The 25,414-nt window shown below is 68.3% G+C and carries 37 protein-coding genes; 34 read left to right on the forward strand and 3 right to left on the reverse strand.

Annotated elements, in window-relative coordinates; all coding sequences use genetic code 11:
• Nucleotides 1–136 precede the first annotated feature (136 nt).
• Nucleotides 137–1,276: an acyltransferase family protein gene (locus tag STRCI_RS24185; protein ID WP_418953371.1), complete on the forward strand. Its 1,140-nt coding sequence runs from the start codon at nt 137–139 to the stop codon at nt 1,274–1,276.
• Nucleotides 1,277–1,334: 58 nt separating this feature from the next.
• On the opposite strand, the gene STRCI_RS24190 is transcribed toward STRCI_RS24185, so the two are convergent.
• Together STRCI_RS24190 and STRCI_RS24195 are read right to left on the reverse strand one after the other, a co-directional pair.
• Nucleotides 1,335–2,693 carry a carbohydrate-binding protein gene (locus tag STRCI_RS24190; protein ID WP_269661066.1) on the reverse strand — a complete coding sequence of 453 codons (1,359 nt, stop codon included), beginning with the start codon at nt 2,691–2,693 and terminating at the stop codon, nt 1,335–1,337.
• Between the two features lie 115 nt (nt 2,694–2,808).
• Nucleotides 2,809–3,729 (reverse strand): LysR family transcriptional regulator, encoded by a 921-nt coding sequence (locus STRCI_RS24195; protein ID WP_269661067.1) that lies wholly within the window; start codon nt 3,727–3,729, stop codon nt 2,809–2,811.
• Between the two features lie 80 nt (nt 3,730–3,809).
• On the opposite strand from STRCI_RS24195, the gene STRCI_RS24200 reads away from it, so the two are divergent.
• The 33 genes from STRCI_RS24200 (at nt 3,810) to truA (ending at nt 23,350) form a co-directional block, all read left to right on the forward strand.
• Nucleotides 3,810–4,763, forward strand: coding sequence for an AraC family transcriptional regulator (locus tag STRCI_RS24200; protein ID WP_269661068.1), 954 nt, complete (start codon nt 3,810–3,812; stop codon nt 4,761–4,763).
• A gap of 39 nt (nt 4,764–4,802) precedes the next feature.
• Nucleotides 4,803–5,633 carry a dioxygenase family protein gene (locus STRCI_RS24205; RefSeq protein WP_269661069.1) on the forward strand — a complete coding sequence of 277 codons (831 nt, stop codon included), beginning with the start codon at nt 4,803–4,805 and terminating at the stop codon, nt 5,631–5,633.
• Nucleotides 5,634–6,195: 562 nt separating this feature from the next.
• Nucleotides 6,196–6,504: a 30S ribosomal protein S10 gene (gene rpsJ / locus STRCI_RS24210; protein ID WP_003948644.1), complete on the forward strand. Its 309-nt coding sequence runs from the start codon at nt 6,196–6,198 to the stop codon at nt 6,502–6,504.
• Between the two features lie 17 nt (nt 6,505–6,521).
• Entirely contained in the window at nt 6,522–7,166 is a 645-nt protein-coding gene (rplC, locus tag STRCI_RS24215) for a 50S ribosomal protein L3 (RefSeq protein ID WP_020135811.1), read from the forward strand.
• Nucleotides 7,167–7,174: 8 nt separating this feature from the next.
• Complete coding sequence (gene rplD / locus STRCI_RS24220; protein WP_269661070.1) at nt 7,175–7,831, forward strand: 50S ribosomal protein L4; 657 nt, start codon at nt 7,175–7,177, stop codon at nt 7,829–7,831.
• Nucleotides 7,831–8,250 carry a 50S ribosomal protein L23 gene (gene rplW / locus STRCI_RS24225; RefSeq protein WP_269661071.1) on the forward strand — a complete coding sequence of 140 codons (420 nt, stop codon included), beginning with the start codon at nt 7,831–7,833 and terminating at the stop codon, nt 8,248–8,250. The genes rplD and rplW overlap by 1 nt, the downstream gene beginning before the upstream one ends.
• Nucleotides 8,251–8,288: 38 nt before the next feature.
• A complete protein-coding gene (gene rplB, locus STRCI_RS24230; RefSeq protein ID WP_007384068.1) occupies nt 8,289–9,125 on the forward strand; it encodes a 50S ribosomal protein L2 in 837 nt (278 codons plus the stop codon).
• Nucleotides 9,126–9,137: 12 nt separating this feature from the next.
• Nucleotides 9,138–9,419, forward strand: a complete 282-nt coding sequence (gene rpsS, locus STRCI_RS24235) for a 30S ribosomal protein S19 (protein WP_003992359.1) — start codon at nt 9,138–9,140, stop codon at nt 9,417–9,419.
• 44 nt (nt 9,420–9,463) lie between these two features.
• Entirely contained in the window at nt 9,464–9,811 is a 348-nt protein-coding gene (gene rplV, locus STRCI_RS24240; protein ID WP_003974262.1) for a 50S ribosomal protein L22, read from the forward strand.
• Complete coding sequence (gene rpsC, locus STRCI_RS24245; RefSeq protein ID WP_015658463.1) at nt 9,811–10,632, forward strand: 30S ribosomal protein S3; 822 nt, start codon at nt 9,811–9,813, stop codon at nt 10,630–10,632. Before rplV ends, rpsC begins: the two co-directional genes overlap by 1 nt.
• A gap of 5 nt (nt 10,633–10,637) precedes the next feature.
• On the forward strand, nt 10,638–11,057 hold the full coding sequence (gene rplP, locus STRCI_RS24250; RefSeq protein WP_009327094.1) for a 50S ribosomal protein L16: 420 nt from the start codon (nt 10,638–10,640) through the stop codon (nt 11,055–11,057).
• Nucleotides 11,057–11,281 carry a 50S ribosomal protein L29 gene (gene rpmC / locus STRCI_RS24255; protein WP_007494763.1) on the forward strand — a complete coding sequence of 75 codons (225 nt, stop codon included), beginning with the start codon at nt 11,057–11,059 and terminating at the stop codon, nt 11,279–11,281. Before rplP ends, rpmC begins: the two co-directional genes overlap by 1 nt.
• Nucleotides 11,281–11,565, forward strand: coding sequence for a 30S ribosomal protein S17 (rpsQ, locus tag STRCI_RS24260; protein WP_015658462.1), 285 nt, complete (start codon nt 11,281–11,283; stop codon nt 11,563–11,565). Before rpmC ends, rpsQ begins: the two co-directional genes overlap by 1 nt.
• A gap of 107 nt (nt 11,566–11,672) precedes the next feature.
• Nucleotides 11,673–12,041 carry a 50S ribosomal protein L14 gene (rplN, locus tag STRCI_RS24265; protein WP_003998823.1) on the forward strand — a complete coding sequence of 123 codons (369 nt, stop codon included), beginning with the start codon at nt 11,673–11,675 and terminating at the stop codon, nt 12,039–12,041.
• 2 nt (nt 12,042–12,043) lie between these two features.
• The gene (gene rplX, locus STRCI_RS24270) at nt 12,044–12,367 is read left to right on the forward strand and encodes a 50S ribosomal protein L24 (protein ID WP_269661072.1); all 324 of its coding nucleotides are present in this window, start codon (nt 12,044–12,046) and stop codon (nt 12,365–12,367) included.
• Nucleotides 12,367–12,924, forward strand: coding sequence for a 50S ribosomal protein L5 (gene rplE, locus STRCI_RS24275; RefSeq protein ID WP_077796752.1), 558 nt, complete (start codon nt 12,367–12,369; stop codon nt 12,922–12,924). The genes rplX and rplE overlap by 1 nt, the downstream gene beginning before the upstream one ends.
• Nucleotides 12,925–12,929: 5 nt before the next feature.
• Complete coding sequence (locus tag STRCI_RS24280) at nt 12,930–13,115, forward strand: type Z 30S ribosomal protein S14 (protein WP_003948630.1); 186 nt, start codon at nt 12,930–12,932, stop codon at nt 13,113–13,115.
• 213 nt (nt 13,116–13,328) lie between these two features.
• Nucleotides 13,329–13,727 (forward strand): 30S ribosomal protein S8, encoded by a 399-nt coding sequence (gene rpsH, locus STRCI_RS24285; protein ID WP_015658459.1) that lies wholly within the window; start codon nt 13,329–13,331, stop codon nt 13,725–13,727.
• Between the two features lie 24 nt (nt 13,728–13,751).
• Nucleotides 13,752–14,291, forward strand: coding sequence for a 50S ribosomal protein L6 (gene rplF / locus STRCI_RS24290; RefSeq protein WP_269661073.1), 540 nt, complete (start codon nt 13,752–13,754; stop codon nt 14,289–14,291).
• 3 nt (nt 14,292–14,294) lie between these two features.
• Nucleotides 14,295–14,678, forward strand: coding sequence for a 50S ribosomal protein L18 (gene rplR / locus STRCI_RS24295; protein ID WP_269661074.1), 384 nt, complete (start codon nt 14,295–14,297; stop codon nt 14,676–14,678).
• A 39-nt stretch (nt 14,679–14,717) separates the two neighbouring features.
• Nucleotides 14,718–15,323: a 30S ribosomal protein S5 gene (rpsE, locus tag STRCI_RS24300; RefSeq protein ID WP_015658456.1), complete on the forward strand. Its 606-nt coding sequence runs from the start codon at nt 14,718–14,720 to the stop codon at nt 15,321–15,323.
• Nucleotides 15,324–15,325: 2 nt separating this feature from the next.
• Nucleotides 15,326–15,508 carry a 50S ribosomal protein L30 gene (rpmD, locus tag STRCI_RS24305; protein ID WP_003974250.1) on the forward strand — a complete coding sequence of 61 codons (183 nt, stop codon included), beginning with the start codon at nt 15,326–15,328 and terminating at the stop codon, nt 15,506–15,508.
• Nucleotides 15,509–15,510: 2 nt separating this feature from the next.
• Nucleotides 15,511–15,966, forward strand: a complete 456-nt coding sequence (rplO, locus tag STRCI_RS24310) for a 50S ribosomal protein L15 (RefSeq protein ID WP_014674382.1) — start codon at nt 15,511–15,513, stop codon at nt 15,964–15,966.
• Between the two features lie 234 nt (nt 15,967–16,200).
• Nucleotides 16,201–17,514 carry a preprotein translocase subunit SecY gene (gene secY / locus STRCI_RS24315; RefSeq protein ID WP_269661075.1) on the forward strand — a complete coding sequence of 438 codons (1,314 nt, stop codon included), beginning with the start codon at nt 16,201–16,203 and terminating at the stop codon, nt 17,512–17,514.
• A complete protein-coding gene (locus tag STRCI_RS24320) occupies nt 17,514–18,176 on the forward strand; it encodes an adenylate kinase (RefSeq protein ID WP_269661076.1) in 663 nt (220 codons plus the stop codon). Before secY ends, STRCI_RS24320 begins: the two co-directional genes overlap by 1 nt.
• Before the next feature lie 122 nt (nt 18,177–18,298).
• Nucleotides 18,299–19,135 (forward strand): type I methionyl aminopeptidase, encoded by an 837-nt coding sequence (gene map / locus STRCI_RS24325; RefSeq protein ID WP_269661077.1) that lies wholly within the window; start codon nt 18,299–18,301, stop codon nt 19,133–19,135.
• A 157-nt stretch (nt 19,136–19,292) separates the two neighbouring features.
• Nucleotides 19,293–19,514, forward strand: coding sequence for a translation initiation factor IF-1 (gene infA, locus STRCI_RS24330; protein WP_003948620.1), 222 nt, complete (start codon nt 19,293–19,295; stop codon nt 19,512–19,514).
• Between the two features lie 29 nt (nt 19,515–19,543).
• Nucleotides 19,544–19,657, forward strand: coding sequence for a 50S ribosomal protein L36 (gene rpmJ / locus STRCI_RS24335; protein WP_003998809.1), 114 nt, complete (start codon nt 19,544–19,546; stop codon nt 19,655–19,657).
• A 195-nt stretch (nt 19,658–19,852) separates the two neighbouring features.
• The gene (gene rpsM / locus STRCI_RS24340; protein ID WP_015658452.1) at nt 19,853–20,233 is read left to right on the forward strand and encodes a 30S ribosomal protein S13; all 381 of its coding nucleotides are present in this window, start codon (nt 19,853–19,855) and stop codon (nt 20,231–20,233) included.
• Nucleotides 20,234–20,299: 66 nt separating this feature from the next.
• Complete coding sequence (gene rpsK / locus STRCI_RS24345) at nt 20,300–20,704, forward strand: 30S ribosomal protein S11 (RefSeq protein ID WP_003956432.1); 405 nt, start codon at nt 20,300–20,302, stop codon at nt 20,702–20,704.
• A gap of 116 nt (nt 20,705–20,820) precedes the next feature.
• On the forward strand, nt 20,821–21,843 hold the full coding sequence (locus STRCI_RS24350) for a DNA-directed RNA polymerase subunit alpha (RefSeq protein ID WP_003966937.1): 1,023 nt from the start codon (nt 20,821–20,823) through the stop codon (nt 21,841–21,843).
• 85 nt (nt 21,844–21,928) lie between these two features.
• A complete protein-coding gene (rplQ, locus tag STRCI_RS24355) occupies nt 21,929–22,432 on the forward strand; it encodes a 50S ribosomal protein L17 (protein ID WP_269661078.1) in 504 nt (167 codons plus the stop codon).
• 72 nt (nt 22,433–22,504) lie between these two features.
• Nucleotides 22,505–23,350, forward strand: coding sequence for a tRNA pseudouridine(38-40) synthase TruA (gene truA, locus STRCI_RS24360; RefSeq protein ID WP_269661079.1), 846 nt, complete (start codon nt 22,505–22,507; stop codon nt 23,348–23,350).
• A gap of 40 nt (nt 23,351–23,390) precedes the next feature.
• Here the strand turns inward: truA and STRCI_RS24365 are convergent, their stop codons facing one another.
• Complete coding sequence (locus tag STRCI_RS24365) at nt 23,391–25,196, reverse strand: glycine-rich protein (protein ID WP_269661080.1); 1,806 nt, start codon at nt 25,194–25,196, stop codon at nt 23,391–23,393.
• Nucleotides 25,197–25,414: the final 218 nt, after the last annotated feature.

Below are 25,414 nucleotides of genomic sequence, written 5' to 3' on the forward strand. Positions count from 1 at the left end.
GCGGGCCGCGAATGAAACCTGGCCGAACCTTGTGCGACGGATTTGCGAGGGTTCCGCCGAGGCCGCCCTGAGCTGCCCGGGAATGGTCTTTCCTGGGTCGGGACCGGAGTTTTCCCGAGGACGGCCAGGTTCCCTGATGCACCGAGCGCGCGGCGCACTGTCGATGCCGCTGCCGAAAGAAGCCCCGGCCGCGGTGGCCGAACGCCCGCTCCAGCCCCTTCGCACCCGACGGCTCCATGTCGTCGACGGCATCCGGCTGGTGGCCGCGCTGATGGTGGTGCTGCACCACTACGCCGGCACCCGGCGGCTGAACGAACCCGGCAACGAGATCTGGAGCCGCCCGGTCTCCGAGATCATGCCGTCGGTCTTCCGGGTCGCCGCCTACGGCTGGATCGGCGTCGAGATCTTCTTCGTGATCAGCGGCTTCGTGATCTGCATGTCGTGCTGGGGGCGCACCCCGCGGCAGTTCTTCGTCTCCCGGGTGATCCGGCTGTACCCCGCGTACTGGTTCGCCGTGCTGTTCACCACCGGCGTGCTGGTGCTGCTGCGGGGGGCCGCGGAGCGCCTGCCTCTGCGCGAGGTGCTGCTCAACCTCACGATGCTGCAGGCCGGGTCGGACGTGCCGAACGTGGACCCCGTGTACTGGACGCTCTGGTCGGAGCTGCGCTTCTACCTGCTCTTCCTGGTCGTCGTCGCGATGGGGCTGACGTACCGCAGGGTCGTCGTCTTCTGCTGTGTCTGGGGGGCCGTGGCGATGCTCGCCCCGGTCTCCGGCTTCCCGCTGCTGGAGCTGCTCGCCAATCCCGACGGCGCCTGGTACTTCATCGCGGGCCTCGCGCTCTACCTGATGCACCGCTTCGGCCCGGACCTGCTCCTGTGGGGCATCCTCGCGATGGCCTGGCTGATGGGCCAGCTGGAGCTGGGGGAGCGGGTTGCCTACGAGGGCGTCTCCGGCTGGCGCGGCGCGGTACTGATCTTCACCGGGTTCCTGCTGGTGATGGTCGCGGTGTCGCTGGGCCTGACCGACCGGATCCGCTGGAAGTGGCTGGTCACGGCGGGCTGTCTGACGTATCCGCTGTATCTGACGCACTACGTCGCCGGTACGGCGGTCATCAGCCGGCTGCACGGGACGCTGGACGCGCGGCTGCTGGTGGGACTGCTGATCGCCGGGTTCCTGCTGCTGAGCCTGTTGGTGCACAGGGTGGTGGAGCGGCCGGTGTCGCGGCTGGTGAAACGCGGTCTGGACGCCTCGTTCGCCCGGATGCGGGCGCGTTAGGAACGGGCGGAGCCCGGGTGCGCGTCAGGACGCACCCGGGCTCGTGTGTGGCCCCCGGTTACTGGCGCTGCCACAGGGCCGGGACGTTCGGGGGCTCCCAGCCCTGCTGGGCCTGGTGGGTCTGGAGGCAGCGGTAGGTGCCGCCGCCGTAGGTGACCGTGCTGCCCGCCTGGTAGACGGTGCCGGGGGACCAGGTGCCGCCGGGGTCGCCCGGGTCGCCGGGTCCGCTCGACGTGGTCTTCAGGGTGAGGCCGTAGGACTGGAGGATCGGGTTGATCGGCTGGAAGTACGTCGTCCCGCCGCTCGTGCAGTTGCCCGAGCCGCCCGAGGTGACGCCCTGGGCCTGGCTGCCGGAGATGAACGAGCCGCCGGAGTCGCCCGGCTCGGCGCACACGCTGGTGCGGGTGACACCGGAGACGGTGCCCTCCTGATAGCGCACGCTGGTGTTCAGCTGCTGGACCGTGCCGCAGTGCCAGCCCGTGGTGGAGCCCGAGCGGCACACGGACGCGCCCACCATGGCCTGCGTGGACCCGGTGACCTGGGCGCTGGACCCGACGACGCTCGGGGTGGCCACCCAGTTGGAGTTGACCGCCACCCACGCCATGTCACTGCCGGGGAACACCGACGCCTGGAAGGTGCCCTGCGCCACCCGGTTGGAGCCGGTGGTGGTGGCGCCCGCCCGGCCGCAGTGGCCCGCCGTGGCGAAGCCGTTCTGGGTGCCCCGGGTGACGGGGAAGCCGATCGAACAGCGTGAGCCGCTGCCGATGTAGTACGCGTCACCGCCCCTCAAGTCGTAGAGCGGGCGCGGCTGTTCGGAGGTCCGCACGATCCGGGTGAGGGCGGTGTCCACCCCGGCCGTGGTGAGCAGGGCGCGCGCCGCGGTAGGCCGTACCGCCTCCACCACGAGGGCGTTGGTGCGCACGTCGACGTACCAGACCGGGGTGCCGGTGCCGGTGCCGGCCCGGTCGCTCGCCGTGCGGTCCAGGCGGGCCTTGGCGGCGTCCAGGTCGGCGAGGGAGTGGCGGACGACGGCCGCGGTGGCGCCGCGTGCCTCGATCGCGGGGACGTCGGCGGCGTCCGTCGTCGCCACGGTGAGCGCGGACGACGCGGCGCCGCGCACCCAGGCGCCCGCGAAGTCCGCGCCCAGCGCGGCGCGCAGCCGCCCGGCGTCCGCTCCCGCCTCGGCCTCGTTGGCCAGCCGGGCGCGTGCCTGCCGCGCGTCGATGCCGAGGTCCCGCGCCATGGCGTGGATGAGTGCGGGCGGGACCTCGGCGGTCTGGAGGGTCTGTGCCGCGGTGGGGGCGGCGGGCTCGGTGCCTGCGTTCGCGGAGCCGCTGAGCCCGGCCACGAACAGCGCACCGGCCGCCACCGCCCCCGTACAGGCGGCTTTGGTGGGTCTGCTGAGTCGTTGGAGCATGGGGTGGTCTCCTCGGAATCGCTCGATCGGGGAAGCACGAAGTGCGGGGAGTGCCCAAACCGTAGGGAGCGCCGAGCGGGCGGCATAAGACGTCAGCCGACCCCCTGCCCCGGTGTTATGGAACGCGGTGTGCCGGGGGGACCAGGCCCGCGTGCGCGCTGCGGGCCTGGTCCAGGACCGTCGTCGCCGTGTCCGGCTGCTGGGCCGCGGCGTGCCAGCCCAGCAGATGGCGCCAGACGAGGGGCGTGCCGGTGACGGGACGGATGGCGATGCCGGGCGTGGCCGGGAAGGAGGCCCGGCACAGCCCGACCGCCCGGCCGACCCGCACCAGATGGACGCAGGACGCGGTGTCGGTCTCGTACATCCGGCGCGGGCTGAACCCGGCGCGGGCGCAGGCCGCGGTGAAACAGTCGGCGAAGCAGCCGTCGCCGGGGACGCAGGCCCACTCCTGGCCGGCCAGCGCGGCCAGGTCGATCTCCCGGTCGCGGGCCAGCGGGTGGCCGTCGGCGAGCATCACGAGGACCGGGTCCACGGCGATCTCCCGCCAGACGAGCTGCTCGGCGCCGGGCGGGGCGGCCGAGCCGCAGGTGCCCGCGAGGGCGAAGTCCAGCCGCCCCTCGGCCAGTTGCCCGGCCAGCTCCCGCTCGGACCAGGAGGCGCTGGTGGTGACGGCGGCGTCCGGCGCAGCGTCCGCGAGCCGGTCGACGAGCGCGCCGAGCAGCGGGCCGTGGGTGCCGCCGAGCCGCAGCCGCTCCGGTTCCCGCCGGGCGTGCGCGAACCGGGCCGCCTCCCGCTGGAGGTCGGAGACGGCGGGCAGGACGACCCGGGTCCGCTCCAGCACCAGCTCGCCCAGCGCGGTGGCGCGTACGCCGTACCGGCCCCGCTCGAACAGCGTGCCGCCCAGGGCCCGTTCGATCCGCCTGAGCTGTGCGCTCAGCGCGGGCTGGGCGAGCCCGAGTGCGGTGGCCGCCCGGGTGAGGCTGCCCGCGTCGGCGATCGTCCGGATGGTCCTCAGATGCCGCAACTCCAGCTCCATGCAGTGAGCTTGCTGGGCGGGCGGGACGGGTGCAAGGGGTTGGTATGGACCACTTGCGGCGACGGCGGGACGATGGGGCGATGCTCAGGACCACCGTCCTACCGGGAACCCCGTGCGCCGTCCCGCGCCCCGGGGACGTACCCCTGCACCGGCTGGAGATCGCCGGTCCCGGCGCGGCGCCCTTCGCGGCCGGCAGCTTCGACGCGGTGGGCCCGCTGTCCCGGGACGGCGGGCCGCACCGGCACACCTTCTACGAGATCGTCCATGTCACGGCGGGCTCGGGCACGCACGTCGTCGACCTCGCCCGCTGGCCGCTGCGCCCGCCGCACCTCGCGGTGATCCGGCCCGGACAGGTGCACCACTGGGAGGCGGACCGGGCGCTGGCGGGCACGCTCGTGCTGTTCACCGAGGACTTCCTGATCGACCACCCGGACGACCGCGACGTGCTGCGGCGGCTGGGGGAGCGGTGCTGGTTCGGCCTGGACGCCGAGCAGGACGCGCGGATCGGCCGGCTGATGGGGGAGCTGGTGGCGGAGCACGGCGACCGGGCCCCCGGGTACGAGAGCGTGCTGCGGTCTTTGCTGCACGTCCTGGTGGTACGGGCGGCGCGGCTGCCCGAGCACGCCCCGGTCCCCGGTGCGGGTGGCGGAGGCCGGGCGCAGGCCGTGGCCGAGGCGTTCGCGCGGCTGCTCGCCGACCGGCGGGAGTCGGTGGCGTGGCCGGCGGGGGAGTGGACCGTACGGGAGTGCGCGGACCGGCTCGGCGTGACCCCCGGCTACCTCACCCAGTCCGTACGCGCGGCGACCGGCCGCAGCCCCGGACGCCTGCTGATCGAGGCCCGCACCCACCAGGCCCAGCGCCTGCTCGCGCACACCGAGCTGTCCGTACGACAGGTTGCCGCGCGCACCGGATTCGACGACCCCGCCTATTTCAGCCGCTTCTTCCGCCGGGAGACCGGAACCAGTCCTGGCACCTTCCGAAAACACCACAGCCGCCCTCACCAGTCCCTCGAAGCCCCCGGGAAGCAGGCCTAGTTTCGTTGGCGATCCGACGGCCCCCCACAAGGAGCAGGTATGGACAGCGAGACGAACCCCCCGCACTCCCCGCTGATCAGCCGCAAGACGGTGCTGCGCGCGGCGCTCGCGGCCGGCGCCGCGGTCCCCGTCGTCATGACCGGCGCCCCGGCCCTGGCCCGTACGTTCGCCACCTCGAACTCCTCGGACACTTCGCCCACGGAGGTCCCGCTCACCCCGCCGTGCGACGACGGCGACGACCCGACGCCGAGCCAGATGGAGGGCCCGTATTTCAAGCCGAACTCCCCGCAGCGCACCAGCCTGGCGGGGCCTGGTGTGCCCGGTACGCGACTCACGGTCACCGGATATGTCTTCGGGCTGGCCTGCCGCCCGATAGCGGGCGCCCTGCTGGACTTCTGGCAGGCGGACCACAACGGCGCCTACGACAACACCGGCTTCCGCTTCCGCGGCCACCAGTTCACCGCGTCGAACGGTTCCTTCGCCCTCACCACGATCGTGCCTGGCCTCTACCCCGGGCGCACCCGGCACATCCACGTGAAGGTGCAGGCCCCCGGCCGCCCCGTCCTCACCACGCAGCTCTACTTCCCGAACGAACCCCGCAACAACACCGACGCCCTCTTCGACCCGCGCCTGCTGATGGCGGTGCGCGACGGAGGCGGCGGCCGCGAGGCGTCGTTCGACTTCGTCCTGAACGTGCCCCAGGGACCGGGCGGTCCGGGCCCCGGCGACACCACCTGGACCGTGGGCACGACCTACCAGCCGGGCGCCCGGGTCACCTACTCGGGCCGCCCCTACGTCTGCCTCCAGACCCACACGGCCCAGTCCGGCTGGGAGCCCCCGAACGTCCCGGCCCTGTGGCAGCCGGCCTGACCCCGATTCCTCCCGCACACGGGCGCACGTCCCTGACACCGGCCGGGGGCGTGCACCCGTATGCCCAGTAGCCGTCCGGAGCCCTCGGCGCCCGCCTCGCAGGCGTCAAGCACGACGACACCCAGGCACCGGTTCAGCCCGTTCGTCCGTGGGTTTGACCTGCGTCACTCCCGGGGTATTCTCTCCGGCTCGATTGGCGGAGGACCTGCCCCATATGGCAGACTGTCGGAGTTGCTCGGTCGAGTGTTGATGCTGCGCGCCTCCCGCCGGGAGGACTGGAAGCGAGTCCCACAGTACTCGTCGCCCTAACTGCCTCACGGCAGCACTGGGGCGGACGTACGGGAATCTTCCGGGAAGTGTCAGTGCGGCACCGGCCAGGCACCCGGTGGGCCTTTCCGCCCTCGGCTTGCGGTTCCGGAAGGGCCGTGCTCCAGACAGGGGATGTTCGAACAAGGGACATCTGTGTCAGCGAGAGCGCGACACGCCCGACCGCGTGGGTCGGAGCGGAAGACAGGAACACCGGGTTCCAGAGCGTTACGAGACAAAGGACTACTGAGTAGCCATGGCGGGACAGAAGATCCGCATCCGGCTCAAGGCCTACGACCACGAGGTCATCGACTCCTCGGCGAAGAAGATCGTCGAGACGGTGACCCGCACTGGTGCGTCGGTCGCGGGCCCGGTGCCGCTGCCCACTGAGAAGAACGTGTACTGCGTCATCAAGTCGCCGCACAAGTACAAGGACTCGCGCGAGCACTTCGAGATGCGCACGCACAAGCGCCTGATCGACATTCTCGACCCGACCCCCAAGACCGTTGACTCTCTGATGCGACTCGACCTCCCGGCCGGTGTCGACATCGAGATCAAGCTCTAAGGGCCGGTGATCTGAGAATGGCTAAGCAGATCAAGGGCATCCTGGGCGAGAAGCTCGGCATGACGCAGGTGTGGGACGAGAACAACCGCGTTGTTCCGGTCACCGTCGTCAAGGCCGGCCCCAATGTCGTCACCCAGGTCCGCACGAACGACGTCGACGGCTACGAGTCCGTCCAGATCGCGTTCGGCGAGATCGACCCGCGCAAGGTGAACAAGCCCCTCAAGGGCCACTTCGCCAAGGCCGACGTCACTCCCCGCCGCCACCTCGTCGAGATCCGTACCGCTGACGCCAGCGAGTACACCCTCGGCCAGGAGATCACCGCTGAGGTGTTCGAGGCCGGCATCAAGGTCGACGTGACCGGCAAGAGCAAGGGCAAGGGCTTCGCCGGTGTCATGAAGCGTCACAACTTCAAGGGCCTCGGCGCCGGTCACGGCACCCAGCGCAAGCACCGCTCGCCCGGTTCCATCGGTGGCTGCGCCACCCCGGGCCGCGTGTTCAAGGGCCTCCGCATGGCGGGTCGTATGGGCAACGAGCGGGTCACCACCCAGAACCTGACCGTCCACGCCGTTGACGCGGAGAAGGGTCTGCTGCTCATCAAGGGCGCGGTTCCCGGTCCGAACGGCGGCCTCGTCCTGGTCCGCACCGCGGCCAAGGGGGCCTGAGGTAACCGATGAGCACTGTTGACATCCTTTCGCCGGCGGGCGACAAGGCCGGCACCGTCGAGCTCCCCGCGGAGATCTTCGACGTAGAGAAGATCAGCGTCCCGCTGCTTCACCAGGTCGTCGTCGCGCAGCTGGCCGCTGCCCGCCAGGGCACGCACAAGACCAAGCGTCGTGGCGAGGTCCGTGGTGGCGGCAAGAAGCCGTACCGCCAGAAGGGCACCGGCCGCGCCCGTCAGGGTTCGACCCGCGCCCCGCAGTTCGCCGGTGGTGGCGTCGTGCACGGTCCCGTGCCGCGTGACTACTCGCAGCGGACCCCGAAGAAGATGAAGGCCGCGGCCCTGCGCCACGCCCTCACCGACCGGGCCCGCAACAACCGCATCCACGTCGTCTCCGGCGTCATCGAGGGTGAGACCCCCTCGACGAAGGCCGCGAAGTCGCTGTTCGGCAAGATCTCGGAGCGCAAGAACCTGCTCCTGATCGTCGAGCGCGCCGATGAGGCCGCGTGGCTGTCCGCCCGCAACCTGCCCCAGGTCCACATCCTGGAGCCGGGCCAGCTGAACACGTACGACGTTCTCGTCTCGGACGACGTGGTCTTCACCCAGGCCGCCTTCGAGTCCTTCGTGTCCGGCCCGAAGGCCAATGACACCGAAGGGAGCGAGGCCTGATGGCTATCCGTCACCCCGCCATTGCCTCCAAGGCCGCCAAGGCCGCCAAGGCCGCGCGCGTCGCCAAGGCGCGTCGCCACGCCACGGAGGGCAAGAACACCGTCGAGACCCCGCTGAGCAAGTCGTTCACGGACCCCCGTGACATCCTGCTCAAGCCGGTCGTCTCCGAGAAGAGCTACGCGCTTCTCGACGAGGGCAAGTACACGTTCATCGTGGACCCGAGCGCCAACAAGACCCAGATCAAGCAGGCCGTCCAGGCGGTCTTCTCGGTCAAGGTCACCGGGGTCAACACGATCAACCGCCAGGGCAAGCGCAAGCGGACCCGCACCGGCTTCGGCAAGCGTGCCGACAGCAAGCGCGCGATCGTGACCCTCGCCGAGGGCGACCGTATCGACATCTTCGGCGGTCCGACCGCGTAAGCGGGTCGGATCGTCCGATATCGGACGAGGACTGAGAAATGGGAATCCGCAAGTACAAGCCGACTACGCCGGGCCGTCGTGGTTCCAGCGTCGCCGACTTCGTCGAGGTCACGCGGTCCACGCCGGAGAAGTCGCTGGTCCGCCCCCTGCACAGCAAGGGCGGCCGTAACAACGCCGGTCGTGTGACCGTTCGCCACCAGGGTGGCGGACACAAGCGCGCCTACCGAGTGATCGACTTCCGTCGTCACGACAAGGACGGCGTGCCGGCGAAGGTCGCGCACATCGAGTACGACCCCAACCGCACCGCGCGCATCGCGCTGCTGCACTACGCGGACGGCGAGAAGCGCTACATCCTCGCCCCGCGCAACCTGCAGCAGGGTGACCGCGTCGAGAACGGTCCCGGGGCCGACATCAAGCCGGGCAACAACCTGGCGCTCCGCAACATCCCGGTCGGTACCACGATCCACGCGATCGAGCTCCGTCCCGGTGGCGGCGCCAAGTTCGCCCGCTCCGCCGGTGCCTCCGTGCAGCTGCTCGCGAAGGAGGGCACGATGGCCCACCTCCGCATGCCTTCCGGTGAGATCCGCCTGGTCGACCAGCGCTGCCGCGCCACGGTCGGCGAGGTCGGCAACGCCGAGCAGAGCAACATCAACTGGGGTAAGGCCGGCCGTAAGCGCTGGCTGGGCGTTCGCCCGACCGTCCGCGGTGTTGCGATGAACCCGGTCGACCACCCGCACGGTGGTGGTGAGGGCAAGACCTCCGGTGGTCGCCACCCGGTCTCCCCGTGGGGTCAGAAGGAGGGTCGTACTCGTTCGCCGAAGAAGGCTTCGAACAAGTACATCGTCCGCCGCCGCAAGACGAACAAGAAGCGCTAGGAGCGGGTTTAGATGCCGCGCAGTCTCAAGAAGGGGCCCTTCGTCGACGACCACCTGATCAAGAAGGTGGACGCCCAGAACGAAGCAGGCACCAAGAACGTCATCAAGACCTGGTCCCGTCGCTCCATGATCGTGCCGGCCATGCTCGGCCACACGCTCGCGGTGCACAACGGCAAGACCCACATCCCGGTGTTCGTCACCGAGTCGATGGTCGGTCACAAGCTCGGCGAGTTCTCGCCGACTCGTACCTTCCGGGGTCACGTCAAGGACGACCGGAAGTCGAAGCGCCGCTAACAGCGGATCGCATTCAGACACGTAAGTAACTGAGAGGGACAACCATGGAAGCCAGGGCCCAGGCGCGGTACATCCGCGTTACGCCCATGAAGGCCCGCCGCGTGGTGGACCTTATCCGTGGCATGGATGCCACGGAGGCTCAGGCTGTTCTGCGATTCGCTCCGCAGGCAGCCTCCGTGCCGGTCGGCAAGGTGCTCGACAGCGCCATCGCCAACGCCGCGCACAACTACGACCACACCGACGCCGACAGCCTCTTCATCTCCGAGGCCTACGTCGACGAGGGCCCGACCCTGAAGCGGTTCCGTCCGCGCGCCCAGGGCCGTGCCTACCGGATCCGCAAGCGGACCAGCCACATCACCGTGGTCGTCAGCAGCAAGGAAGGAACCCGGTAATGGGCCAGAAGGTAAACCCGCACGGGTTCCGGCTCGGTGTCACGACCGACTTCAAGTCGCGTTGGTACGCCGACAAGCTGTACAAGGACTACGTCAAGGAAGACGTCGCCATCCGTCGGATGATGACGTCCGGCATGGAGCGCGCCGGTATCTCGAAGGTTGAGATCGAGCGCACCCGTGACCGTGTCCGCGTGGACATCCACACCGCGCGTCCCGGCATCGTCATCGGCCGCCGTGGCGCCGAGGCCGACCGCATCCGCGGTGACCTGGAGAAGCTGACCGGCAAGCAGGTCCAGCTGAACATCCTCGAGGTCAAGAACCCGGAGACCGACGCTCAGCTGGTGGCCCAGGCCGTCGCCGAGCAGCTCTCCTCCCGCGTCTCCTTCCGTCGGGCCATGCGCAAGAGCATGCAGTCCGCCATGAAGGCCGGCGCCAAGGGCATCAAGATCCAGTGCGGTGGCCGCCTCGGTGGCGCCGAGATGTCCCGCTCGGAGTTCTACCGCGAGGGCCGCGTGCCCCTGCACACGCTCCGCGCGAACGTGGACTACGGCTTCTTCGAGGCCAAGACGACCTTCGGCCGTATCGGTGTGAAGGTCTGGATCTACAAGGGCGACGTCAAGAACATCGCCGAGGTCCGCGCCGAGAACGCTGCGGCCCGTGCGGGTAACCGCCCGGCCCGTGGTGGTGCCGACCGCCCGGCCCGTGGTGGCCGCGGTGGCGAGCGGCGCGGTCGTAAGCCGCAGCAGGCTGCCGGTTCCGAGGCCCCCAAGGCCGAGGCTCCCGCCGCCGCTCCGGCTGAGAGCACCGGAACGGAGGCCTGACCGACATGCTGATCCCCCGTAGGGTCAAGCACCGCAAGCAGCACCACCCGAAGCGCTCCGGCGCTGCCAAGGGCGGCACGCAGGTTGCGTTCGGCGAGTACGGCATCCAGGCGCTCACCCCGGCGTATGTGACGAACCGCCAGATCGAGGCCGCTCGTATTGCCATGACGCGTCACATCAAGCGTGGTGGCAAGGTCTGGATCAACATCTACCCGGACCGTCCCCTCACCAAGAAGCCTGCCGAGACCCGCATGGGTTCCGGTAAGGGTTCTCCGGAGTGGTGGATCGCCAACGTCAAGCCCGGACGCGTGATGTTCGAGCTGTCGTACCCCAACGAGAAGATCGCCCGTGAGGCGCTGACTCGTGCGGCCCACAAGCTGCCGATGAAGTGCCGGATCGTCAAGCGCGAGGCAGGTGAAGCGTGATGTCGGCCGGTACCAAGGCGTCCGAGCTGCGCGAACTGGGCAACGAGGAGCTTCTGGCGAAGCTCCGCGAGGCCAAGGAAGAGCTGTTCAACCTCCGCTTCCAGGCGGCCACGGGTCAGCTCGAAAACCACGGCCGTCTGAAGGCGGTCCGCAAGGACATCGCGCGGATCTACACCCTGATGCGCGAGCGTGAGCTGGGCATCGAAACGGTGGAGAACGCCTGATGAGCGAGAAGAACGTGACTGAGAACGCAGAGGCCCGCGGCTTCCGCAAGACCCGTGAGGGTCTCGTCGTCAGCGACAAGATGGACAAGACCGTCGTCGTCGCCGTCGAGGACCGCGTCAAGCACGCGCTGTACGGCAAGGTCATCCGCCGTACCAACAAGCTCAAGGCGCACGACGAGCAGAACGCCGCTGGTGTCGGCGACCGCGTCCTCCTGATGGAGACCCGGCCGCTGTCCGCCTCGAAGCGGTGGCGCGTCGTCGAGATCCTCGAGAAGGCCAAGTAATTCCTGCGGGGAACATCCCGCAGGTCAGTTCCGCCAGGCTCGGCAGGGGCTCCCCCTCGTAAAGAGGCGGCCCCTGCCGGGAACCGGCAGACAAACAGGAGATAGACGTGATCCAGCAGGAGTCGCGACTGCGCGTCGCCGACAACACTGGTGCGAAGGAAATCCTTTGCATCCGTGTGCTCGGTGGCTCCGGTCGCCGCTACGCGGGCATCGGTGACGTCATCGTCGCCACCGTCAAGGACGCGATCCCCGGTGGCAACGTGAAGAAGGGTGACGTCGTCAAGGCGGTCATCGTTCGCACCGTCAAGGAGCGCCGCCGTCCGGACGGCTCGTACATCCGCTTCGACGAGAACGCCGCCGTCATTCTGAAGAACGACGGCGACCCTCGCGGCACCCGTATCTTCGGCCCCGTCGGCCGTGAGCTGCGCGAGAAGAAGTTCATGAAGATCATCTCGCTCGCGCCGGAGGTGCTGTAAGCATGAAGATCAAGAAGGGCGACCTGGTCCAGGTCATCACCGGTAAGGACAAGGGCAAGCAGGGCAAGGTCATTGCCGCTTACCCGCGCGACGAGCGCGTCCTGGTCGAGGGTGTCAACCGGGTCAAGAAGCACACCAAGGCCGGTCCGACCGCTCGCGGTTCCCAGGCCGGTGGCATCGTCACGACCGAGGCGCCGATCCACGTCTCCAACGTCCAGCTGGTCGTTGAGAAGGACGGCAACAAGGTCGTCACGCGTGTCGGATACCGCTTCGACGAAGAGGGCAACAAGATCCGCGTTGCCAAGCGGACGGGTGAGGACATCTGATGGCTACCACCACCACTCCGCGTCTGAAGACGAAGTACCGCGAGGAGATCGCGGGCAAGCTGCGTGAGGAGTTCTCCTACGAGAACGTCATGCAGGTTCCCGGCCTCGTCAAGATCGTGGTCAACATGGGTGTGGGCGACGCCGCCCGCGACTCCAAGCTGATCGAGGGCGCCATCCGCGACCTCACCACGATCACCGGTCAGAAGCCGGCCGTCACCAAGGCCCGCAAGTCCATCGCGCAGTTCAAGCTGCGTGAGGGTCAGCCGATCGGTGCCCACGTCACGCTCCGTGGCGACCGCATGTGGGAGTTCCTGGACCGCACCCTGTCGCTCGCGCTGCCGCGCATCCGCGACTTCCGCGGCCTGTCCCCCAAGCAGTTCGACGGCCGTGGCAACTACACCTTCGGTCTCACGGAGCAGGTCATGTTCCACGAGATCGACCAGGACAAGATCGACCGTACCCGGGGTATGGACATCACCGTGGTCACCACGGCGACCAACGACGCTGAGGGCCGCGCGCTCCTTCGTCACCTCGGCTTCCCGTTCAAGGAGGCGTGAGCGAGATGGCGAAGAAGGCTCTGATTGCCAAGGCTGCTCGCAAGCCCAAGTTCGGTGTGCGTGGCTACACGCGCTGCCAGCGCTGCGGCCGTCCGCACTCCGTGTACCGCAAGTTCGGCCTGTGCCGCGTGTGCCTTCGTGAGATGGCTCACCGTGGCGAGCTGCCGGGCGTGACCAAGAGCTCCTGGTAATCCCCGCTTTTTAGGGATTCCTGAAGCTCTCGGTAAGCATCTGGGTGGACAGGGGCCCACCCCCGCATGGCTTAGGCTTGTGGGGTTGGGCGCCTGTCACGCCCGTACGACTTACTACGCCGTAGGTCCACCGCGCCGCACCCGTCCCGTCTCGGATCGGGGAGAGGGATGGCGCATCAGGAAACCCCGGCGAGAGAGGCCGAAGGCCAATTCATGACCATGACTGATCCGATCGCAGACATGCTTACGCGTCTGCGGAACGCGAACTCGGCGTACCACGACACCGTGGCGATGCCGCACTCGAAGATCAAGTCTCACATCGCGGAGATCCTCCAGCAGGAGGGCTTCATCACGGGCTGGAAGGTCGAGGACGCCGAGGTCGGCAAGAACCTCGTCCTGGAGCTGAAGTTCGGCCCCAACCGTGAGCGCTCCATCGCGGGCATCAAGCGGATCTCCAAGCCCGGTCTCCGGGTTTACGCGAAGTCCACCAACCTGCCCAAGGTCCTCGGTGGCCTCGGCGTGGCGATCATCTCCACGTCGCACGGTCTTCTGACCGACAAGCAGGCCGGCAAGAAGGGCGTGGGTGGGGAAGTCCTCGCCTACGTCTGGTAGCGGAAGGGAACGGAGGAAACAGCTATGTCGCGTATTGGCAAGCTCCCCATCACGGTTCCCGCCGGCGTGGACGTCACCATCGACGGCCGTACGGTCTCGGTCAAGGGCCCCAAGGGCTCGCTGACCCACACCGTTGCCGCGCCGATCGACATCGCCAAGGGTGAGGACGGCGTTCTCAACGTCACCCGCCCCAACGACGAGCGTCAGAACAAGGCCCTGCACGGCCTGTCCCGCACGCTGGTGGCGAACATGATCACCGGCGTGACCCAGGGTTACGTGAAGAAGCTCGAGATCAGCGGTGTCGGTTACCGCGTGACGGCCAAGGGCTCGAACCTCGAGTTCGCGCTCGGCTACAGCCACCCGATCACCGTCGAGGCCCCCGAGGGCATCACCTTCAAGGTGGAGGCCCCCACCCGGTTCTCGGTCGAGGGCATCGACAAGCAGAAGGTCGGCGAGGTTGCGGCCAACATCCGCAAGCTGCGCAAGCCCGACCCGTACAAGGCCAAGGGCGTCAAGTACGAGGGCGAAGTCATCCGCCGCAAGGTCGGAAAGGCGGGTAAGTAAGCCATGGCATACGGACAGAAGATCCTGAAGGGCGACGCCTACAAGCGCGCCGCGATCAAGCGCCGTCACATCCGGATCCGCAAGCGGATCTCCGGTTCGGCGGAGCGTCCCCGTCTGGTCGTTACCCGCTCGAACCGCCACATCGTGGCCCAGGTGATCGACGACATCAAGGGTCACACCCTGGCGTCGGCGTCCACCCTGGACACGTCGGTCCGCGGTGGCGAGGGCGACAAGTCCGCGCAGGCCAAGCAGGTCGGTGCCCTGGTCGCCGAGCGCGCCAAGGCCGCCGGTGTCGAGGCCGTCGTATTCGACCGTGGTGGCAACCAGTACGCCGGGCGCATCGCCGCCCTGGCGGACGCCGCCCGCGAAGCCGGCTTGAAGTTCTGAGCCGTTCGTAGCTAGCGGAAAAAGAGAGAGGTAATTCCAATGGCTGGACCCCAGCGCCGCGGTGGCGGTGCCGGTGGCGGCGAGCGGCGGGACCGGAAGGGCCGTGACGGCGGCGCAGCTGCCGCCGAGAAGACCGCTTACGTTGAGCGCGTTGTCGCGATCAACCGTGTCGCCAAGGTTGTGAAGGGTGGTCGTCGCTTCAGCTTCACCGCGCTGGTCGTGGTGGGCGACGGTGACGGCACCGTGGGTGTCGGTTACGGCAAGGCCAAGGAGGTGCCGGCCGCCATCGCCAAGGGCGTTGAGGAGGCCAAGAAGCACTTCTTCAAGGTCCCCCGTATCCAGGGCACCATCCCGCACCCGATCCAGGGTGAGAAGGCTGCCGGCGTCGTGCTGCTCAAGCCCGCGTCGCCCGGTACCGGTGTTATCGCCGGTGGTCCGGTGCGTGCCGTGCTCGAGTGCGCCGGTATCCACGACATCCTGTCGAAGTCGCTCGGCTCCGACAACGCGATCAACATCGTGCACGCGACCGTGGAGGCCCTGAAGGGCCTGCAGCGTCCCGAGGAGGTCGCGGCCCGCCGTGGCCTGCCGCTCGAGGACGTCGCCCCCGCGGCTCTTCTCCGTGCCCGTGCCGGGGCGGGTGCGTAATCATGGCGCAGCTCAAGATTACGCAGGTCAAGTCCTACATCGGCAGCAAGCAGAACCACCGTGACACCCTGCGCTCCCTTGGTCTCAAGGGCATCAACACGCAGGTCGTCAAGGAGGACCGCCCCGAGTTCCGCGGCATGGTGCACACCGTCCGCCACCTCGTGACGGTCGAGGAGGTCGACTGATCATGGCGGAGCAGAACCCGCTCAAGATCCACAACCTCCGTCCCGCCCCCGGCGCCAAGACCGCGAAGACCCGTGTCGGTCGTGGTGAGGCGTCGAAGGGTAAGACGGCCGGTCGTGGCACCAAGGGCACCAAGGCCCGTTACCAGGTTCCGGAGCGCTTCGAGGGTGGGCAGATGCCCCTCCACATGCGTCTCCCGAAGCTCAAGGGCTTCAAGAACCCGTTCAAGACCGAGTACCAGGTCGTGAACCTCGACAAGCTGGCCGCGCTCTACCCCGAGGGTGGCGAGGTCACGGTCGAGGGTCTGGTGGCCAAGGGTGCCGTTCGCAAGAACAGCCTCGTCAAGGTCCTCGGCCAGGGCGAGATCTCCGTGGCGCTGCAGGTGACGGTTGACGCCGTCTCCGGCTCCGCCAAGGAGAAGATCACCGCCGCCGGCGGTACCGTCACCGAGCTCGTCTGAACACAGCAGGCGTCTCGATGACTTGAGCGATCCCCACCGGGGATACCCCACAAATGGGGTATCCCCGGTTGGTCGTTCCTAGGGTGGCAGTCTCGCGGGTAAGGTGGCCTGCACTGCCAACTTTTAACGAGTGCCTCACAAGCGGCACTCGGAGCGGCAGTTGACCGTTACCTAATCGTCGAACCTCAAGACCGTCACCCTTGACGCAGTAGCGCGGGGGTCGCAGGAGGCACCGTGCTCACCGCGTTCGCCCGGGCGTTCAAGACGCCCGACCTGCGCAAGAAGCTGCTCTTCACGCTCGGGATCATCGTGGTCTACCGGGTGGGTACCCACGTCCCGATCCCCGGCGTCGACTACACGTCCGTCCAGCAGTGCGTGGACGAGGCGGCCGGCAACCAGGGCCTCTTCGGTCTGGTCAATATGTTCAGTGGTGGCGCGCTGCTCCAGATCACGGTCTTCGCGCTGGGCATCATGCCGTACATCACGGCGAGCATCATTCTCCAGCTGCTGACCGTGGTGATCCCGCGTCTGGAAGCCCTCAAGAAGGAGGGACAGTCCGGCACCGCGAAGATCACGCAGTACACCCGATACCTGACGGTGGCGCTCGCCATCCTGCAGGGCACCGGCCTCGTCGCCACCGCCCGCAGCGGCGCCCTCTTCTCCGGCTGCACGGTCGCCGGGCAGATCGTCCCGGACCGCTCGATCTTCGTGACCATCACCATGGTCATCACCATGACCGCCGGTACGGCCGTCGTCATGTGGCTCGGTGAGCTCATCACCGACCGCGGTGTCGGCAACGGCATGTCGATCCTGATGTTCATCTCGATCGCCGCCACGTTCCCGTCCGCGCTGTGGGCGATCAAGACGTCGGGCACCCTGGCCGACGGCTGGATCGAGTTCGGCACCGTCATGCTCGTCGGGTTCGTCATGGTCGGCCTGGTCGTCTTCGTCGAGCAGGCCCAGCGCCGTATCCCGGTCCAGTACGCGAAGCGCATGATCGGCCGTCGTTCCTACGGCGGGACGTCCACGTACATCCCGCTGAAGGTGAACCAGGCGGGTGTGATTCCCGTCATCTTCGCCTCGTCGCTGCTCTACATTCCGGCCCTGATCGCGCAGTTCTCGGACGGCACTTCGAGCTGGAAAACCTGGATCGAAGCGAACCTCGTCACAGGCGAGCATCCGATTTACATCACGATGTACTTCTTGCTCATCGTTTTCTTCGCGTTCTTCTACGTGGCGATCTCCTTCAACCCTGAGGAAGTCGCCGACAACATGAAGAAGTATGGTGGCTTCATCCCGGGCATCCGGGCTGGCCGACCGACCGCTGAGTACCTGAGCTACGTACTCAACCGGATCACCTGGCCGGGTTCGCTGTATCTGGGTCTGATCGCTCTCGTCCCGACCGTCGCGTTGGCCGGTTTCGGCGCCAACCAGAACTTCCCGTTCGGTGGTACCAGCATCCTGATCATCGTGGGTGTCGGACTTGAGACCGTGAAGCAGATCGAGAGCCAGCTCCAGCAGCGCAATTACGAAGGGTTCCTCCGCTGATGCGAATCGTCCTCGTCGGGCCGCCGGGCGCCGGTAAGGGAACGCAAGCCACGCGCCTTGCCGAGAAGCTGAACATCCCGCACATCTCCACGGGCGACCTGTTCCGCGCCAACATCAGCCGGCAGACGGAGCTCGGAAAGCTCGCCAAGTCCTACATGGACGCGGGCAACCTGGTTCCGGACGAGGTCACCATCGCGATGGCCAAGGACCGCATGGAGCAGCCCGACGCCGAGGGCGGCTTCCTGCTGGACGGCTTCCCGCGCAATGTGTCCCAGGCCGAGGCGCTGGACGAGCTGCTGAACACCGAGGGCATGCAGCTGGACGCGGTGCTGGACTTGGAGGCCCCCGAGGAGGAGGTCGTCAAGCGGATCGCCGGCCGGCGCACCTGCCGCAACAACTCCGCGCACGTCTTCCACGTCACCTACAGCCCGCCGAAGAAGGAGGGCGTCTGCGACGTCTGCGGCGGCGAGCTGTACCTGCGGGGCGACGACTCCGAGGAGACCGTCCGGACGCGGCTGGAGGTCTACCACACGCAGACCGAGCCGATCATCGACTACTACAAGACGCAGGGCCTGGTCGTGACGATCGAGGCCATGGGTCCGGTGGACGAGGTCACGGCCCGTGCGCTGGCGGCGCTGAAGCGCGAGGGCGACGAGAAGTAGGTCTTCGTACGTCGCGGTAGCCGCGGTTCCCTCGCGAGGGGCCGCGGCTGCTGTGTGCCGTGGCCGCGCACGTATGGTTGTGAGGTAGCCCCTACCCCGGTTTGAGAAAGGCCCCCGCCGACATGGTGCAGATCAAGAGCCCCGAGCAGATCGCCAAGATGCGTGAGGCGGGGTTGGTCGTCGCCGCCATTCACGCGGCCACTCGGGAGGCCGCCGTACCGGGTGCCACCACCAAGGACCTGGACGAGGTGGCCCGCAAGGTGCTCGCCGAGCACGGTGCCAAGTCGAACTTCCTGGGCTACGGCGGCTTCCCGGCCACCATCTGCACGTCCGCGAACGAGGTCGTCGTCCACGGCATCCCCTCCGACGAGGTCGTCCTCAAGGACGGCGACATCATCTCCATCGACTGCGGCGCGATCGTCGACGGCTGGCACGGTGACGCCGCCTACACGGCCTTCGTGGGGTCCGGTCACGCTCCGGAGCTGATCGAGCTCTCCCGGGTGACCGAGGAGTCGATGTGGGCCGGGATCGCGGCCATGAAGCCCGGCAACCGGCTCGTCGACGTCTCGCGCGCGATCGAGACGTACATCCGGCGCCAGCCCAAGGCCGGCGGCGGCCGGTACGGGATCATCGAGGACTACGGCGGCCACGGCATCGGCACCGAGATGCACATGGACCCGCACCTGCTGAACTACGTCGAGCGCCGACGCGGCAAGGGGCCGAAGCTGGTGCCCGGGTTCTGCCTGGCCATCGAGCCCATGGTGTCCCTCGGTACGCCGAAGACCGAGGTGCTCCAGGACGACTGGACGGTCATCACCACCGACGGCACCTGGTCCTCCCACTGGGAGCACTCCGTCGCCCTGACCGAGCAGGGTCCGCTGGTGCTGACGGCCCCCGACGGGGGCAAGGCGAAGCTGGCCGAACTCGGGATCACGGCGGCGCCGGATCCGCTGGGCTGAGTTCCCGCGCGCTTAATGATCTGTCCCCTTGGGCAGACTGCCTCGATTCGTCTTTCCGGGTGCGCTGACGTAGACTGACTCGTCGGCTCTTGTGTACCCGCATGTCTGCATGCGCTCACACTGAGTCGATCAAGGTAGTCGATTCGAAGGGCGAAGCGTGGCCAAGAAGCAAGGTGCCATCGAGATCGAGGGCACTGTCGTCGAGTCTCTGCCGAACGCCATGTTCAAGGTCGAGCTCCAGAACGGCCACCAGGTCCTGGCACACATCAGCGGCAAGATGCGTATGCACTACATCCGCATCCTCCCTGACGACCGGGTCGTGGTGGAGCTGTCTCCGTACGACCTGACGCGTGGCCGGATCGTCTACCGGTACAAGTAGATCCCTCTGACTCGGAGAACCTCAATCTCATGAAGGTCAAGCCGAGCGTCAAGAAGATCTGCGACAAGTGCAGGGTGATCCGCCGTCACGGTCGGGTCATGGTCATCTGCGAGAACCCGCGCCACAAGCAGCGCCAGGGCTGACGCACGATCGACCGATCCCTCTGCATCGATATCGCAGAGATTCGCGCGACGCGAGCTGAATTTGTTCATAGGCAGGACCCAAGCCGCTACGGCTTGACACCCCCGGTTCGGAGGCCGGGGACCCGATTCGTACCTGGTACGGCGGTCGGGAAGCGGTTCTGCGGAAGACCTCCGAAGATCACCAGGAGCCATTGAATGGCACGCGTTTCCGGTGTTGACATCCCGCGCGACAAGCGCGTGGAGGTCGCCCTCACCTACGTGTTCGGCATCGGCCGGACCCTCTCCCAGGCGACGCTGGCTGCGACCGGCGTCGACCCGAACACCCGCGTTCGCGACCTCTCCGAGGAGCAGCTCGTCGCGATTCGTGAGTACGTCGACAACAACATCAAGACCGAGGGTGACCTCCGTCGCGAGATCCAGGCCGACATCCGCCGCAAGGTCGAGATCGGCTGCTACCAGGGTCTCCGCCACCGCCGTGGCCTGCCCGTCCGCGGTCAGCGCACCAGCACCAACGCCCGCACCCGCAAGGGCCCGCGTCGCGCCATCGCCGGCAAGAAGAAGCCGGGCAAGAAGTAGTCCTCAGCGGACTTCGCCGTCCAGCGGTCTTCGCTGTAGGACCGACCACCTCCCGTAGGAGTACAGATGCCCCCCAAGGGTCGTCAGGGCGCTGCCAAGAAGGTGCGCCGCAAGGAAAAGAAGAACGTCGCTCACGGCCACGCGCACATCAAGAGCACGTTCAACAACACGATCGTCTCCATCACGGACCCGTCCGGCAACGTGATCTCCTGGGCCTCCGCCGGCCACGTCGGTTTCAAGGGCTCCCGGAAGTCCACGCCGTTCGCCGCGCAGATGGCCGCCGAGTCGGCTGCCCGCCGCGCCCAGGAGCACGGCATGCGCAAGGTCGACGTGTTCGTCAAGGGTCCCGGCTCCGGCCGTGAGACCGCGATCCGCTCCCTCCAGGCCACCGGCCTTGAGGTCGGCTCGATCCAGGACGTCACGCCCACCCCGCACAACGGCTGCCGTCCGCCCAAGCGCCGCCGCGTCTGAGGCTCGGTTGTCTTGAGGTTTCGGGCGGTACGGCTCTTCGGAGCGGTGCCGCCCGTACCCTTGCAGTAACAGCAGGACGTCAAATAGCGGGCGTCCATGACTGAAGGAATCACAACATGCTGATCGCTCAGCGTCCCTCGTTGACCGAAGAGGTCGTCGACGAGTTCCGCTCCCGGTTCGTGATCGAGCCGCTGGAGCCGGGCTTCGGCTACACCCTCGGCAACTCCCTCCGCCGTACCCTCCTGTCGTCGATCCCCGGCGCTGCTGTCACCAGCATCCGCATCGACGGTGTCCTGCACGAGTTCACCACCGTGCCGGGCGTCAAGGAGGACGTCACCGACCTGATCCTCAACATCAAGCAGCTGGTCGTCTCCTCGGAGCACGACGAGCCGGTCGTGATGTACCTGCGCAAGCAGGGTCCGGGTCTGGTCACCGCCGCCGACATCGCGCCCCCGGCCGGTGTCGAGGTGCACAACCCCGACCTCGTCCTCGCCACGCTCAACGGCAAGGGCAAGCTGGAGATGGAGCTGACCGTCGAGCGCGGTCGCGGTTACGTCTCCGCCGTGCAGAACAAGCAGGTGGGCCAGGAGATCGGCCGGATCCCGGTGGACTCCATCTACTCGCCGGTTCTCAAGGTCACCTACAAGGTCGAGGCGACCCGTGTCGAGCAGCGCACCGACTTCGACAAGCTGATCGTCGACGTCGAGACCAAGCAGGCGATGCGTCCGCGTGACGCCATGGCCTCCGCCGGTAAGACGCTGGTCGAGCTGTTCGGTCTCGCCCGTGAGCTGAACATCGACGCCGAGGGCATCGACATGGGCCCGTCCCCCACGGACGCCGCCCTCGCCGCTGACCTGGCGCTGCCGATCGAGGAGCTGGAGCTCACCGTTCGGTCGTACAACTGCCTCAAGCGTGAGGGCATCCACTCCGTGGGTGAGCTCGTCGCGCGTTCCGAGGCCGACCTCCTCGACATCCGCAACTTCGGTGCGAAGTCCATCGACGAGGTCAAGGCGAAGCTGGCCGGCATGGGCCTGGCCCTGAAGGACAGCCCGCCCGGATTCGACCCCACGGCCGCCGCCGACGCCTTCGGCGCCGACGACGACGCGGACGCGGGTTTCGTGGAGACCGAGCAGTACTGATCGGTCGATGCCGGTGAGCATCCGCTCATCGGGTTCCTGACCCCGGTACCTGATACGGCCGGGGCAGACACACAGGAGAAGAACAATGCCGAAGCCCACCAAGGGTGCCCGTCTGGGCGGCAGCGCCGCGCACGAGAAGCTGCTCCTCGCGAACCTCGCGAAGGCGCTCTTCGAGCACGGCCGCATCACCACCACCGAGGCGAAGGCCCGCCGCCTGCGCCCGTACGCCGAGCGTCTGGTCACCAAGGCGAAGAAGGGCGACCTTCACAACCGCCGTCAGGTGCTCCAGGTGATCACGGACAAGAGCGTCGTCCACACGCTCTTCACCGAGATCGGCCCGCGCTACGAGAACCGTCCGGGTGGTTACACCCGTATCACCAAGATCGGTAACCGTCGTGGCGACAACGCGCCCATGGCTGTCATCGAGCTTGTCGAGGCGCTGACGGTGGCTCAGGAGGCGACCGGCGAGGCCGAGGCCGCCACCAAGCGTGCCGCGAAGGACGCCGAGGTTGCCGCTGAGGCCAAGGTCGACACGACCAAGGCCGACGAGGCTGCTGAGGCTCCCGCCGAGGAGTCGAAGGACGCCTAAGCGTTCTGTTGGCGGGTCCGTTCCTTTCGAGGGGCGGGCCCGCTTTCGTGTTCCTGAGAGGATCTCTGTGTTGTGAGTGAAGTTGCGGCGCCTGGGTTTGTTCGGGTTCGGCTTGATCTCTCCTATGACGGCAGTGAGTTCCACGGGTGGGCCAAGCAGGCCGGTGGGCAGCGGACCGTGCAGGGGGAGATCGAGGACGCGCTGCGGACCGTCACGCGGTCGGGGGAGACCACCTACGAGTTGACCGTTGCCGGGCGGACGGATGCGGGCGTGCATGCCCGGGGGCAGGTCGCTCATGTGGATCTGCCCGAGGAGCTGTGGGCCGTGCATCAGGAGAAGTTGCTCAAGAGGCTCGCGGGGCGGCTGCCGAAGGATGTGCGGGTGTGGGCGCTCACCGAGGCGCCGGACGGGTTCAACGCGCGGTTCGCGGCGCTGTGGCGCCGTTACATCTACCGGGTCGGGGACCGGCCCGGTGGCGTGGATCCGCTGCTGCGCAGTCATGTGCTCTGGCATGACTGGGAGTTGGATGTCGAGGTGATGGACGCCGCCGCCAAGTCCCTGGTCGGGGAGCATGACTTCGCCGCCTACGCGAAGAAGCGTGAAGGTGCCTCGACCGTGCGGGAGATCTTCGACTTCGAAGTGCGGCGCACCGCGGACGGTGTCGTGGAGATCGAGGTCCGGGCCGACGCCTTCTGCCACAACCAAGTGCGGTCCATGGTGGGCGCGTTGCTGTTCGTGGGGGACGGGCACCGTGGCGTGGAGTGGCCGCGGAAGGTGCTGGACGCGCGGGTGCGGGACAGCGCCGTCCATGTCGTACGGCCGTACGGGCTGACTCTGGAGGAGGTCGCCTACCCGGCCGCCGATCAGCTCGCGGAGCGGCAGCGGCAGGCTCGGCGGGTGCGGGGGCAGGTGCACTGAAGGGGGGCCCTGTCGGCACAGGGCCCCCCTTCGGCTCGCGTCAGTCCTGCGCGCGGCGGGAGCGGGTGAACCGGATCGCGGCCCAGCCCAGCGCGGCGAACGCGGCGGCCGCCCCGGCGAGGGTGCCGATGCCCGCGGCGCCGGTCAGCGCCAGGCTGCCCGAGTCGCCCTGAGTGTCCGTGCCGTCCGAGCCGCCCGTCGTGGCGTCGGACGTGCCGGAGGGGCTCGGGGACGGGGACGGGCTCGCGTCCTTCTCGGTCACCTCGACGGTGAAGCGGATCCCGGCGTCACCGGCCGCCGCGAGGACGTTGTAGGTGCCCGGCTCCTGGCCCGCGACCAGCTCGGTGGCGGTGGCCTCGCCGTCGGCGTCGGTGGTCACCTTCACGGAGTCCTCGTCGCCCTTGAACGCCGGGGCCTCCTCGTCGCTGCTCTCGACGGTGAACTGCACCTCGGCGTCCGCCGCCGGAGCGCCGTTCTTGGTCACCTTGACGGTCAGCGGCTCGGCGAAGGCGTCACCGGGTGCCGCCTGCTGCTCGTCGCCGCCGGTGATCTCGATGGCGTGGCTGGTCTGCGCGACATGGGCGGTGAAGGTCGTGGTGGCGGTCCCGGACGTGGCCCGGACCTTGAAGGTGCCCTCCTTCGCGCCCGTGATGACGGAGGGGGAGGCGGCGCGGCCCTGGGCGTCCGTGCGCATCTCGGTGGGGTAGTCCTCGAACTTCACGCCGAGGCCGTCCGGGTCCTCCAGGGTGAAGGCGACCTTCTGGTCGGCGAGCGGCTCGCCGTCCTTGTCGCGGGCCACGATCACCATCGGGTCGGAGGTGGAGATCGGCAGGACGGTCTGGTTGTCGCCGGACTCCCGGGTCAGGTCGGCCACCACGGGCGCGCCCTTGGGGTCCTTCCACTGCAGGACGACACGGCCGTCGCCGCCGCGGGCGTTGCCGCCGCCCTGGCCGATGCCGGAGAGGTCCGGCTGGGTGTCGTCGAGCGGGTCGTGCACCCAGAACGGGTCGTCCTTCGCCGCCGGGTTGAACGTGGTGCTGCTCAGCATGCGTACGTCGGAGGTGCGCTCGGGGTCGGCGTAGCTGGAACCGCCACCGCCGCTGCCGCCGTCGCCCTTCGCGTCCCGGGCGCCGCCGCCACCGCCGCCCGCGTAACCGGCGCCGCCGCCGCCCGCCTTGGCGCCGCCGTCACCGCCCGCACCGCCCTGCGCGTGGTCGGCGCCGGGCTTTCCGCCCTCGACACCGGCCGCGCCGCCCTGGCCGCCCTTCGCGCCCTTGCCGCCGAAGTCGTCGCGGGCGTCGACGCCGTCGGGAGCGCCGCCGCTGCCCGCCGTGCCCATGTCGTGGCTGCCGTATCCCGCGCCCCCGCCGCCGGCGGCGATGAACAGCGCGGAGCCGTCCGCGGCGCGGATCGCGGTGCTCGCGCCGCCGTTCCCGCCCCAGTTGCTCGCGCCGGCCTTGCCACCGAGGGCGTCGCCGAAGAGCTTGCCTCCTCCGACGCGCCAGCCGCCGACGTTCACGGTCAGGTGCTCACCGGGGGTGACGTCCAGCGAGCCGCCCACATAGGCGCCGTTGCCGCCACTGGCGAACGGATTGCCGTCGCCGCCCATGCCCCAGGCCCGGAAGTCCAGCTCTCGCACGCCGGCCGGGACCTGGAAGTCCGCGGCGGCGCCGCTGTGGTCGAAGATCCGGCAGTGGGTGAAGCCCGCCAGCGGGTCGCACGGCTTGGACTCCGCCGCCGCGGCGGCGGCCGGCCAGGCGCCCCCGACTCCCAGACCACCCACCAGCAGCGCGGCCGCACCCACGGCGCGCGTGCCTCGGCGCAGCGCGGAAGTACGTCTGTTCATGATCCCCTCCGGTAACAGACACAGCCCCCCCGGGAGGCGTGTGAAGAGTGGTGGGGAGCGAGATTCCCCTGTCTCGTCGGGGCCCTTGATAAGAAGCAAGGACCGTGCGCATCATCCCCACCCGTCTAGGCGTATTTTACTGTCACACCAGTCGCATTGGACACTTGAATTGCGAACGTCTTTGCGAACTATGGGGGTTGGGGCATTGTTGCGAGTGG

Source organism: Streptomyces cinnabarinus (assembly GCF_027270315.1).
In the GTDB taxonomy this organism is placed as follows: Bacteria; Actinomycetota; Actinomycetes; order Streptomycetales; family Streptomycetaceae; genus Streptomyces; species Streptomyces cinnabarinus.